This window comes from Streptomyces sp. XM83C, from assembly GCF_023072675.1.
GTDB lineage: Bacteria > Actinomycetota > Actinomycetes > Streptomycetales > Streptomycetaceae > Streptomyces > Streptomyces thermocoprophilus.
Genome location: NZ_JALLGL010000193.1, coordinates 1 through 11,787 on the forward strand (window position 1 = coordinate 1; position 11,787 = coordinate 11,787).

The window sequence follows — 11,787 nt, forward strand, 5'->3', positions numbered from 1 at the left end:
GGCGTGTCTCAGCTGACCCGCTGCGCCCGGTGCCTGGCGGCCCCGGCTCAGAATCCGCGCCGCATGCCGCCGTCCACCGGCAGCATGACGCCCGTCAGATACGACGCCGCCGGCGACAGCAGGAACGCCGCCGTCCGTCCGAACTCCTCCGGCGTCCCGTACCTCCGCAGCGGGATCCGCGACTCGCCGGCCGCGCGGGTCGCCTCCGGGTCCGCCGACAGCGCGTCCAGCTCCCGCACCCGGTCGGTGTCGATACGGCCCGGCAGCAGCCCCACCACGCGGATGCCGCGCGGCCCCAGCTCGTCGGCGAGGGACTTGGCGAACCCGGCGAGCCCCGGCCGAAGACCGTTGGAGATCGTCAGCCCCGGGATCGGCTCGTGCACCGAACCCGACAGCACGAACCCGATGACGCCGCCCTCCGCCAGCTCGCCGGCGGCGGTCCGGGCGAGCCGTACCGCGCCCAGGAACACCGACTCGAACGCGGCCAGCCACTGCTCGTCGCTGTTGTCCGCGACGAAGCCCGGCGGCGGCCCGCCCACGCTGACGAGGATGCCGTCGAAACCGCCGAACCGCTCCCGCGCCGCCGCGACCAGCCGGGCCGGCGCCTCGGGGTCGGCGTTGTCCACCGCCACGCCCACCGCGTTCGGGCCCAGTTCGGCCGCCGCCTCGGCGACCCGCTTCTCGTCGCGGCCGGTGATGACGACCTTCGCGCCGTCGGCGACCAGTTGCCGCGCGGCGGCGTTGCCGAGTCCGCGTGTGGCACCGGTGACGACGTACACCCGGTCCTTCAGTCCAAGATCCATGGCCCTATCCTGCCCCCTCGCCGCCGTACAGGGCGAGGGCGGTGTTCACCAGGCCGATATGGCTGAAGGCCTGCGGGAAGTTGCCCAGCTGCCGCCCGTCCACCGGGTCGTACTCCTCGGCGAGCAGCCCCACGTCGTTGGTGAGGCCCACCAGCCGCTCGAACAGCTCCTCGGCCTCCTTCGTGCGGCCCGTGGCGTGCAGCGCGTCCGCCAGCCAGAACGAGCACACCAGAAACGTCCCCTCCCCGCCGGGCAGCCCGTCCACCGAGGTCTCCTCGGCGGAGTAGCGGCGCAGAAAACCGCCGTGGCCCAGCTCGGCGCGGACGGCGGCGATGGTGCCGGTCACCCGGGGGTCGTCATGGGGGAGAAACCCGACGCGCGGGATGAGCAGCAGGGCGGCGTCCAGTCCGCGGGAGCCGTAGTACTGGGTGAACGTGTTGCGTTCGGGGTCGTAGCCCTTCTCGCAGACCTCACGGTGCACCTCGTCGCGCAGCGCACGCCAGCTGTCGAGGTCGCCGTCCAGCTCCGGGTACTCCTCCAGGGCGCGTACGGCCCGGTCGGCGGCCACCCACACCATCACCTTCGAGTGCACGAACTGGCGCCGCCCGCCGCGCACCTCCCACAGCCCCTCGTCCGGCTGCCGCCAGTTCTCGCGCAGCCAGTCCATCAGCGCCACCTGGATCGCCCACATGTGCGGCCGGGTCGGCAGCCCGGCCCGGCGGGCCAGCGCCAGCGAGTCCATCACCTCGCCGTACACGTCCAGCTGGAGCTGGTTGACGGCCTCGTTGCCGATGCGTACGGGGGCGGAGCCGGCGAACCCGGACAGCCAGGGCAGCTCCGTCTCCGGCAGCCGGCGCTCACCGGCGATGCCGTACATGATCTGCAGGTCGGCCGGGTCGCCGGCGACCGCGCGCAGCAGCCAGTCGCGCCAGGCCTTGGCCTCCCCGTCGTAGCCGGCGGTCAGCAGGGCGCCCAGGGTGAGCGTGGAGTCCCGGAGCCAGGCGTACCGGTAGTCCCAGTTGCGCACCCCGCCGATCTCCTCCGGCAGGGACGTCGTCGGGGCGGCGACGATGCCGCCGGTCGGCGCGTACGTCAGCGCCTTCAGGGTGATCAGGGAGCGGACCACGGCGTCCCGGTAGGGGCCGGTGTAGCGGCAGCGCGATGCCCAGGCGCGCCAGTCGCGGACGCTGGTGTGCAGCGCCTCGTACGGGTCGATCAGCTCGGGGCGCGGCTCGTGCGAGGGATGCCAGGTGAGAACGAACGCGACCTTCTCGCCCTCGGCGACCGTGAACTCCGAGTACGTGGTGTGGTGCTCGCCCCAGGTCCGCACCTGCGGTTCGCTGCGCAGCCACACCGAGTCGGGGCCGGCGACGGCGACGCGGTGCCCGTCCGAGCGGCGCACCCAGGGGATGACCGAGCCGTAGTCGAAACGCAGCCGCAGGGTGCTGCGCACGGTGACCTGTCCCCGCAGCCCTTCCACGATGCGCACCAGGTCGGGGGCGCGGTCGCGTTGCGGCATCAGATCGGTGACCCGCACCGACCCTTCCGGTGTGTCCCACTCGGTGTCCAGGACGAGGGTGTCCCGGCGGTAGGCGCGGCGGGTGCAGGGCCCGTCGGCGTCCTTGGGGGCCATTTTCCAGTGCCCGTTGTCCTCGTCGCCCAGCAGCCGCGCGAAGCAGGCCGAGGAGTCGAAGCGGGGCAGGCAGAGCCAGTCGACGGAGCCGTCGCGGCCGACGAGCGCCACGGTCTGCTCGTCGCCGATGAGCGCGTAGTCCTCGATACGGCGATCCACGCAGTGCGGGTTCCCGCGGGATACCGGCCGCAATCAGAGGGTGCGCCCGGGGGAGTGAGCCGACGGAGTGCCGTCGGTCACAGCGGCGCGGGTGCCGGCGGGTGCCGGCCGGTCACTGCCGGGCGCTCAGACCGCGGCGGGGGCCGACTCCTCGGCGGTCTCCTTCGCCGCGGCCTCCCGGCGGTCCCGAGCCTCGCGGCGCACCAGCACGAACCAGCCGACGGGGACCGCGGCGGAGAACAGCCACCACTGGATGGCGTACGCGTAGTTGAGCGGCGCGTTCTCCATGCCCGGCTTGCCCACCGTCTCCGGCGAGCCGCCCGTGGGCTGCGGCGCGGTCAGCGCCAGGTATCCGCCGAGGACGGTCGCGCCCAGCCGGCGTGCCTGATCGGCGCTGTTGATCAACATGATCTGGCGGTCCGGCAGATCCTTGATGTCCTTGATGCCGCTCGCCTCGGTGGTCTCGTCCGGCATCAGCCTGCCGGTGACGGTCACCTGGCCGGACGGCGGGGCGGGGATCTTCGGGAACGCGGTCTGGCTCGGGCCGTCGGCGGGGATCCAGCCCCGGTTGACCAGCACGACCTTGCCGTCCTTCAGCACGAACGGGGTGAGGACGTGGAAGCCGACCTTCTCGTCGTCGTTGACCCGGCGCCGGACGACCTGCTCGTGCGCGGTGTCGAACCGGCCCTCCGCGGTCACCGAGCGGTACCGCTCCAGCCGGGTCACCTTGTGGCCGGGGGAGGTCAGCGACTCCACGGGCACCGGCTCGGCGTCCAGCGCGTCGGAGACCAACTGGTTACGGGCGCTGCGCTCGTCGTAGCGGTGCATCTGCCAGATGCCCAGCCTGATCATCGTGGGGATCAGCAGCAGGGCGACCAGCGTGAGGATCACCCACTGGCGGGACAACAGGAAGCGGTACACCCCACGACGGTACAACTCGGTCGCGGGGTGTCTTCACGGGGGGCCGCGCTCGGTGGGCGTACCGGGCGCGCCAGGAAGGCGGGTGATGTGCGGCTCACACCCGGTCGACGATGCCCGCCTTGCCCTCGGCGCGGGCGCAGTGGGCGCCGCAGTACCAGTGGCCCTCCACCTCGACGCCCTGGCCGATGATCTGCACTCGGCAGTGCTCGCAGATCGGGGCCATGCGGTGGATCGCACAGGAGAAGCAGTCGAACACATGGACAGCGCCCTGGGCGTGCACCTCGAAGGTCATTCCGTATTCATTACCGCATACTTCGCATCTCGCCATGCGCCACAGCGTGAGCCGTCGGCGGGAGCGGGGCGAGCGGGCGCGGGGCGAGTCGCGCCGCATTCACCGGGGCGGGTCAGTCGCCCACCGGTGTTCACGGGGGAGCCTCACTCGTCCGCCGGTTCGACGTCCCGCAGCAGCTGTCCGAACGCCGCCTCGTCGAGCACCGGAGTGCCGTACTGCCGCGCCTTGACCACCTTCGAGGTGCCCGAGTCGGGGTCGTTGGTCACCAGCAGGCTCGTCAGCCGGGACAGGCTGGTGGACACGTGCAGCCCCGCCTCGGTCGCGCGGTCCTCCAGCAGCTCGCGGTCGACGGAGGTGTCCCCGGAGAATGCCACCCGCATGCCCTGCTTGAGCCGGCCGCCCTCGGTGTACCGGCCCGGGTTGGGGTACGGGCAGGGCGGCCGTTTGCGGGACGGGCGCCAGCTGCTCGCGCCGCGGTAGCCGCCGTGGCCGCCCGGGGTGGATCCGTCCGGTCCGCCGGACTGGCGGCCGATGAGCGGCGCGGGACGGTCGTAGAACTCGGTCAGCGGTCTGCACTCGTGCAGCGGCAGCCGCAGGCCGCCGGCCGCCGCGGCCCACAGGCTCGGCCGGAACGCCTCCGCCAGCACGCGCGCGTCGTCGAGCGCGTGATGCGCACGCCGCTGTACGACGCCGAAGTGCGCGGCGAGCGTCTCCAGCTTGTGGTTGGGCAGCGGCAGCGCCAGCGCCTTGGACAGCGCGATGGTGCACAGCCGTTGCTTCACCGGGGCCACGGCGCGCGCACGCGCGTACTCCCGGGCGATCATCTGCCAGTCGAAGACCGCGTTGTGCGCGACGAGGACCCGGCCGTCCAGCCGGGCCGCGAACTCCTCGGCGACATCGGCGAAGAGAGGGGCGCCTTCCAGCGCCTCGCTCGTCAGACCGTGTATCCACACCGGGCCCGGGTCCCGCTCCGGGTTGACGAGGGTGTACCAGTGGTCCTCGACCTGGCCGCGCGCGTCCAGCCGGTACACGGCCGCGGAGATGATCCGGTCGTCCCGGGCCAGGCCGGTTGTCTCCACGTCGACGACCGCGTACCCCTGCGGATACGCGGCCGGCCACTCGGCGGGGGAGGACGCCGCCCTCGTGAGGTCTTCGAGCATGGTCACCGAGGATACGGCCCGGCACCGACATCCCCGCCGCCCGACGCCCCCGCAAGCCCGCCGCACCACAGGGGAGTTCGCCCGAGGTGCCCCGATTTGTTCTGAGTGGGCGTCGGTGTCACCCAGGCGCCTCGACGGATGTCATCCTCCGTCCTGTGACGGAACCTGTGCAGGACGAAGGACACGACGAGGCGCACGGCGGCGCCCTCGGCACCCGGCTGAACTGGCTGCGCGCCGCCGTCCTCGGCGCCAACGACGGCATCGTCTCCACGGCCGGCCTGGTCGTGGGTGTCGCGGGCGCCACCGAGGACCGCTCGGCGCTGCTGACGGCGGGTCTGGCCGGACTGCTCGCCGGATCGATGTCGATGGCGGCGGGAGAGTACGTGTCGGTGTCCACACAGCGCGACTCGGAGAAGGCCGCGCTGGCCGTGGAGAAGCGGGAGTTGCGCGAACGCCCGGAGGCCGAACTGGTGGAACTCGCCCAACTCCTCGAAGAGCGGGGCCTGTCCGCGCAGGTGGCGCGGGAAGCGGCCGAGCAGCTGACGGCCCGTGACGCGCTGCGGGCGCACGCGCGCGTGGAGCTGGGCATCGACCCGGACGAGCTGACCGACCCCTGGCACGCCGCCTGGGCGAGCTTCCTCGCCTTCACCGTGGGCGCCCTGCTGCCGCTGCTCGCCATCGTGCTGCCGCCCGCCGGTGCGCGGGTGCCGGTCACCGTCCTGTCCGTCCTCGCCTCGCTCGTCCTCACCGGCTGGAGCAGCGCCCGCCTCGGCGCGGCCCGCCCCGGCCGCGCGGTCCTGCGCAATGTCGGGGGCGGTGCGCTGGCCATGGGGGTGACGTACGCGGTGGGGACGCTGCTGGGCGCGGCGGGCGCGTGACGGGGCTCCCGGCGCGCGCCCCGCGCGCACGGCAGCGTACCGTGAGGAACGCCGGGGGCACGACCGGCCCGTACGGGGCTCGGACGCGTACGAACCGTACGAGCCGTGTCCCGGTACGAGGGAACGGGCGCCCGTCGCACCCGGCCACGAGGACCGGCCCGGCGGGCCCGGCCCCCGGGACGACCGCCCAGCACGAGAAGGACCCCACATGCGCGCCACCACCATCCACGCCCCGTTCGACATGCGGGTGGAAGACGTGCCCGAGCCCGTGGTGCGGCTGCCGACGGACGCCGTGGTGCGGGTGCTGCGGGCCTGCATCTGCGGCAGCGACCTGTGGGCCTACCGCGGGGAGTCGGCCCGCAAGCCGGGACAGCGCATCGGGCACGAGTTCCTCGGCATCGTCGAGGAGACCGGCGCGGAGGTGGGCACCGTGCGCCGCGGCGACCTGGTCGTCGCGCCCTTCATGTGGTCCGACGGCGCGTGCGACTACTGCCGGGAGGGCCTGACCACCTCCTGCGAGCACGGCGGCTTCTGGGGCTCGGAGGGCTCCGACGGCGGCCAGGGCGAGGCCGTCCGTGTGCCCTTCGCCGACGGCACCCTCGTACGGCTCCCCGAGGAGGCGGCCTCCGACGAACGGCTGCTGTCGGCGCTGTTGACCCTGTCCGACGTCCTCGGCACCGGCCACCACGCCGCCCTCGGCGCGGGTGCCCGGCCCGGCGCCACGGTCGCCGTCGTCGGGGACGGGGCCGTCGGCCTGTGCGCGGTCCTCGCCGCCAAGCGGCTCGGCGCGGAACGCATCATCACCCTGGGCCGGCACGAGACCCGCACCGCCATCGCGCGCCGCTTCGGCGCCACCGACGTCGTCGCGGCCCGCGGGGAGGAGGCCGTGGAGGCCGTCCGCGCCCTCACCCGCGGCCAGGGCGCGCACGCCGTCGTCGAGGCCGTCGGCACCGAGCAGTCGATGCGCACCGCCGTCGGCATCACACGCGACGGCGGCGCGATCGGCTTCGTCGGCGTGCCGCACGGCAGCGACAACGGCCTCGACCTCGGCATCATGTTCGACCGGAACATCGCGCTGCGCGGCGGTGTCGCACCGGTCCGCACCTACATCCCCGAACTCCTGCCCGACGTCCTGGAAGGGCGCATCGACCCGTCGCCGGTGTTCGACAGGACCGTGGGCCTGGAGGACGTGCCCGCCGGATACCGGGCGATGGACGAGCGCACCGCGCTCAAGGTGCTCATCACGGCCTGACCCTCAAACCGAAGCGGCAGCGCGTCACCGCACCGGGCACCGCCGATCCCCCGGCCGGTGGGGCGGCGGCGCCCGGCCGTGTCACCAGCGGATGGGCAGCGGCAGGGCCGTGAGCAGCCCCGACAGCGCCACCACGACGCCCAGCGCGGCGACCTCCGCCCGGGCCGGCACGCACGCCGTCAGCGGGTCGGCGGCGCGCGCCAGCCGGACCCGCGCCCACAGCGCCAGCGTCGCGACGACCACCATCAGCAGTACCTTCGCGAGCAGCGCACGCCCGTACGCCGTCGTCGTCAGCTGGTCCAGGATCGTCTCCGCCGGCATCCGGCGCAGCGAACTGCACACCCCGGTCGCGGTGACGCCCGCGAGCAGGAACAGCGCCACGCGCGCGTACCGCCCGAGCAGCGCGGACCCGGCCGCCGCGCCACGCCCCCACAAACGCAGCGTGCGCAGCGCGTACAGCAGGCCGCCCGCCCACAGCGAGGAGCACGTCAGGTGGACGACGGTCAGCCCGGAGCCGAGCAGCGGCGTGTGCTCGGTCGGCGGGTGCGCGCGCAGGGCCTCCGCGACGACGACCGCGGCCAGCGGCCACACCTGTGTGCCAGGCCTGCGGGACGCCGCGCACAGGGCCGCCAGCAGGAACGCGTTCACTTCCAGCAGCGCCAACTTGCCGTCGCGGGAGGCGTACAGGCCACCGACGTCGATGTCCGCGGGGCTGTGCGGCACCAGGTTGCCCGTCGCCACGACCGAGGCGAGCCCCAGCGCCGCGACGAACCCGGCCGATGCCGCGTGAGCCCCCCACCGGCGGGGCCGTTCGCCCGGGGCGTCCGGCAGCCCTCGGGTGAGACGTGCGACGAACAGCTCACCCAGCGGCACGCACAGCGCGGCGAACAGCACCGTGCGCAGCAGCCCGATGCCGCTCGTGCCGGGCGCAGCCGCCTCTCCGGTGTCGTGCAGCGCGGCGGACGGGCCCAGCAGCGGCACCAGCGCGCCCAGGGTCACCAGAACCAGTACGGCGACGGCCCGGCCCGGCCCGACGGGTCTCGCCGGGGTGCTCTCGTCGGCCGTCTCGGCAGTCGGTCGTATGAACGTCACCTCCCGATCTTCACCGCCGTCCGCCGAAAGGGGCAACTTCCGGACAACGGCGGACGGCGCCCCTGACCCCCCGTCACCCCCTGGCCGGAAACGGTCGTACGAGCCGAATACGGTGCCGTCCGCGGGGCCCTCGGGGACCGGGCAGGGGGCGGCAGGTCCGGACGGTGCGGCAGGTCAGGTGAGCCACCGGGCCGGATCGGCACCCCAGCGGCCGGGCGGTCGGGCCCAGTCGGAGGGGCCGCCCTCGAAGACGACCGGTGGCAGGACGTACCGCAGCCGCCCGGCCGGGCTGTCCGTCTCGACCGGGCTGCCCGTTTCGGCGGGACTGCCGGTTGCGGCCGGGCTGTCCGTCTCGGCCGGCCGGTGCGGCGGCTCACCACCGGCATCGGTACGGCCCCCTCGACTGCCGGCGGAGGCCCCAGGACCGCCGGTCCCGCCGCCGTCGGCCCCCGTCAGCCGGGCCGCCGTCCGGGCCAGCGCCGTCCGCACGAGCCGTGAACCGCCGTCGGACGCCTGCTCCGTCAGCGCCCGCAGCACGCCCGCCGCCAGCAGATACCCCGTGCCGTGGTCGAGCGCCTGCGCGGGCAGCGCACCCGGCCGGTCGGGCGCACCCTCGATCGTCGCGATGCCGGTGGCGACCTGCACCAGGCTGTCGAAACCCCGCCGTTGCGCCCACGGCCCACGCACGCCCCAGGCCGACAGCTGTGCCACGACCAGTCCGGGCCGGCGTTTTGCGAGGGCCTCCGGCGCGAGGCCGAACCGGTCCAGCGCCCCGGGCCGGTACCCGGTGACGACCACGTCGGCCGCGGAGAGCAGCTCCTCGAACCGCTCCCGGTCCACGGCCAGGTCCAGGTCCAGCAAGGCCGACCGTTTCCCGAACCCCGTGTCGATGTGCTGGTCGGGAAGTTCGGGCAGCCGGGGCGTGTCGACGCGCAGCACGTCCGCGCCGAGCAGCGCGAGCGTGCGGGTGGCGACCGGTCCGGCGATCACGCGCGTGAGGTCCAGCACCCGCAGTCCGGCCGCCGGCAGCAGCGGCGCGGTGCCGGCGAGCGGGGGCAGCACGCGCGCGCGTGCGGAGTCCAGGGTGCGCCGCTCCACCAGGGGAAGCCCGGCGACGGCCGCCGCCTGCGGGTGCGCCGCCCACTCCTCGGGCGCGCGCAACGCCACGGCGAGCCCTCCCGCCGCGTACACGGCGTCCTCGGCTTCCAGGGCGGACCGCTCCGCGAGGGCGGCCCCGACCGCGGTGGCCGCCGTCGTGTCGTCCGCGTCGGCGGGCAGGCCCATGCCCGCCAGCAGCCGGGCGCGGTGGTGCGGATAGTTCGCGTGCGTGCGCACCCAGCCGTCGGCGGTGCGCCAGAACCGCGACAGGGGCGCGAAACCCGACGCCGGGCGCCCGTCGACGCGGAGATGCCGCTCACTGGTGAAGGCCGCCGCGACGGCCCCGTCGTCCACCCGGACCGCGGGCACCTCGCGACGACCCGCGCGGACGGCCGCCAGTTCGGCGGCGGCCAGGGCGCACGCGCCGACACACGCGCGTGCCGTCTCCCGTACGGGAAGACGCGCGGGCAGCGCATCCTTCCGTACGACCATCGACATCCGGTCGAGAAGGCCGGGATCGCCGCCCAGCGCGGACCATACGGAACCGACATCAGTCATGACTGAACTATGCAGTATTGACTGAATCAATATATGGAGCATGGGGGTGACAGCCTTGACCACCTCGAGTCGACCGTGAAGACATCGACGTTCTCGTCCATGTCTTCACGGCCGCATCAACTCTCGACGGCGGGCTCGACCGCCTACTTGACCGCGCGCAGCGCGTTGACGATGCCGTAGCCGTAGAAACCGTTGACCCGCCGGCCGCCCTCGCAGGTCGCGTCCTGCGTGCCGTCACCGTCCTGGTCGTAGGAGGCCGGGCAGCCCGGGTTGTCCGCCTGCGCCTTCAGCAGCGCCTGAAGCGCCTGCGGGCCCGCCCACGGGTGCTCGGACTTCAGCAGCGCCGCCACACCGGCCACGTGCGGCGCGGCCATCGACGTGCCCTGGAGGAAGCCGTACGAGTTGTTCGGCAGGGTCGACAGGACCCGGCCGTTCTTCGACGGCGTGTCAGGGATCTGGTACCGGCCGTCGCCGCCCGGCGCCGCGACGTCCACGACACCCTTGCCGTACGAGGAGTAGTACGACTTGATGTTGTCGACGCCCGTCGCGCTGACCGTCACCACACCCGGCAGCTGCGTCGGCACGTCGAAGCACTCGTGCGGGTCGATGGTCCGCGTCACCGGGGTGCCGTCGTCCGGGCTGGACGTGTCGACGATCGCGTCGGAGTCCAGATCGTGGTTGGAGTTGCCGGCCGACGCCACGCTGAGGATGCCCTTGCGCTGCGCGTACTGCTGCGCCCTGTTGACCGCGTCCACAATGGCCCGCTGGTCCGGGTCGTCCATGCAGTTGTACAGCCACGGGTCCACGTAGTAGCTGTTGTTCGTGATCTCGACGCCGTGGTCGGCGGCGAACACGAAGGCACACACGACGTTCTCCGGGTAGAACAGCCCGTCGTTCGGGTCGCTCACCTTGATGCCGGCGACCTTCACATTGGGGGCGACACCGGCCACGCCGACACCGTTGCGGGCCGCGGCGATCTCACCGGCGACATGCGTGCCGTGGTAGTCCTCGTCCGGGTCGTACGGCCGCCAGGCGCCCGGCGAGGTGTCCGCGACGCCGCCGACGCAGTTCGCCGACTGGGACGCGGAGAAGTTCGGCGCGAGGTCGGGGTGGGTGTCGTCCACGCCGGTGTCGATGACCGCGACGGTCACCTTCCGGCTGCCCGGGTTGATCTTCGCGGCCTTGTCCGCGCCGATCGCCCGCAGATCCCACTGGTCGGCCTCCAGCGGCTCCTGCCCGCCCGCCGCCTTGCCGGCGAGCTTCGCCTCCTCCTCCTTCGACAGGACCTGCACGGCACCCTCGTCCGTGGTGCCCGCGGCCTTCAGCGGCGTCGTGCGCGTGGCGCCCGCCGACTGCACACCGCGCACCGCGCGTATCTTCGCGCCGAAGTCCGGCGCGGCGGAGTGGACGACGAGCACACCGATCTTGTCGTACGCCGCCACGACGGTGCCGCCGTGCGCCACGACCGCCCGCTTCACCGACGCAAGGGTGTGCCGGTCCGTCTTGGTGTTCACGACGTACGCCAGCGCGCCCGCCTCGGCCGCCTCCGTGGTGCTCGCCGCTCGCGGCGCGGCCGAGGCCGCCGCCGGCAGGAAGCCGAGCGAGGCGGTCAGCGACAGCACGACGGGCACGGCGAGAGCCAGACGGCGTCTGGACGGCAGATGAGCCATGGGGTCTCCACATCATCCGGAAAACGACAGCGGCCCGAGACACAGGTGGTTCTCGGGCAGGTACATGACGGGTGGTGCAGAGGCGAAGTTATCCGCGATCCCCGCACGCAGCAATGACCCGACGCGCACGACTTGCGAACGATCCGTCACAGAAGACGGACGCCCCCCGCCGCGGACCGCCCCTGGACGGCTCGTCACACACGCGCGGGACGCCCCGCTGCCGACCGCCCCGGACGGCCCGTCACCCACACGGGACGCCCCGCCCCCCACC

General features: G+C 73.6%; 10 protein-coding genes. 2 read left to right on the forward strand and 8 right to left on the reverse strand.

From position 1 onward, the window contains the following. Window positions 1-47: 47 nt before the first annotated feature. The 5 genes from MTQ10_RS20690 to MTQ10_RS20710 form a co-directional block, all read right to left on the reverse strand. Window positions 48-803 (reverse strand): SDR family oxidoreductase, encoded by a 756-nt coding sequence (locus MTQ10_RS20690; protein WP_247470334.1) that lies wholly within the window; start codon window positions 801-803, stop codon window positions 48-50. Window positions 804-807: 4 nt separating this feature from the next. Then, on the reverse strand, window positions 808-2,595 hold the full coding sequence (locus MTQ10_RS20695) for a glycoside hydrolase family 15 protein (RefSeq protein ID WP_247470336.1): 1,788 nt from the start codon (window positions 2,593-2,595) through the stop codon (window positions 808-810). A 126-nt stretch (window positions 2,596-2,721) separates the two neighbouring features. Beyond that, window positions 2,722-3,516, reverse strand: coding sequence for an SURF1 family cytochrome oxidase biogenesis protein (locus MTQ10_RS20700; protein WP_247470339.1), 795 nt, complete (start codon window positions 3,514-3,516; stop codon window positions 2,722-2,724). A gap of 94 nt (window positions 3,517-3,610) precedes the next feature. Beyond that, the gene (locus MTQ10_RS20705; RefSeq protein WP_247470340.1) at window positions 3,611-3,844 is read right to left on the reverse strand and encodes a hypothetical protein; all 234 of its coding nucleotides are present in this window, start codon (window positions 3,842-3,844) and stop codon (window positions 3,611-3,613) included. A gap of 107 nt (window positions 3,845-3,951) precedes the next feature. Next, a complete protein-coding gene (locus tag MTQ10_RS20710) occupies window positions 3,952-4,968 on the reverse strand; it encodes a DEDDh family exonuclease (RefSeq protein ID WP_247470342.1) in 1,017 nt (338 codons plus the stop codon). Between the two features lie 155 nt (window positions 4,969-5,123). Here MTQ10_RS20710 and MTQ10_RS20715 point away from each other — a divergent pair, with 155 nt between their 5' ends. Both MTQ10_RS20715 and MTQ10_RS20720 read left to right on the forward strand, forming a co-directional pair. Then, window positions 5,124-5,846 carry a VIT1/CCC1 transporter family protein gene (locus MTQ10_RS20715; protein ID WP_247470344.1) on the forward strand — a complete coding sequence of 241 codons (723 nt, stop codon included), beginning with the start codon at window positions 5,124-5,126 and terminating at the stop codon, window positions 5,844-5,846. 208 nt (window positions 5,847-6,054) lie between these two features. After that, a complete protein-coding gene (locus MTQ10_RS20720) occupies window positions 6,055-7,098 on the forward strand; it encodes a zinc-dependent alcohol dehydrogenase family protein (protein WP_247470346.1) in 1,044 nt (347 codons plus the stop codon). Window positions 7,099-7,179: 81 nt separating this feature from the next. On the opposite strand, the gene MTQ10_RS20725 is transcribed toward MTQ10_RS20720, so the two are convergent. The 3 genes from MTQ10_RS20725 to MTQ10_RS20735 all read right to left on the reverse strand — a co-directional run bounded on the left by MTQ10_RS20725 (window position 7,180) and on the right by MTQ10_RS20735 (window position 11,516). Further along, complete coding sequence (locus MTQ10_RS20725) at window positions 7,180-8,190, reverse strand: CopD family protein (protein ID WP_247470348.1); 1,011 nt, start codon at window positions 8,188-8,190, stop codon at window positions 7,180-7,182. 174 nt (window positions 8,191-8,364) lie between these two features. Continuing rightward, on the reverse strand, window positions 8,365-9,846 hold the full coding sequence (locus tag MTQ10_RS20730; RefSeq protein ID WP_247470350.1) for a CoA transferase: 1,482 nt from the start codon (window positions 9,844-9,846) through the stop codon (window positions 8,365-8,367). Window positions 9,847-9,989: 143 nt separating this feature from the next. Next, window positions 9,990-11,516: a S8 family serine peptidase gene (locus MTQ10_RS20735; protein WP_247470352.1), complete on the reverse strand. Its 1,527-nt coding sequence runs from the start codon at window positions 11,514-11,516 to the stop codon at window positions 9,990-9,992. Window positions 11,517-11,787: the final 271 nt, after the last annotated feature.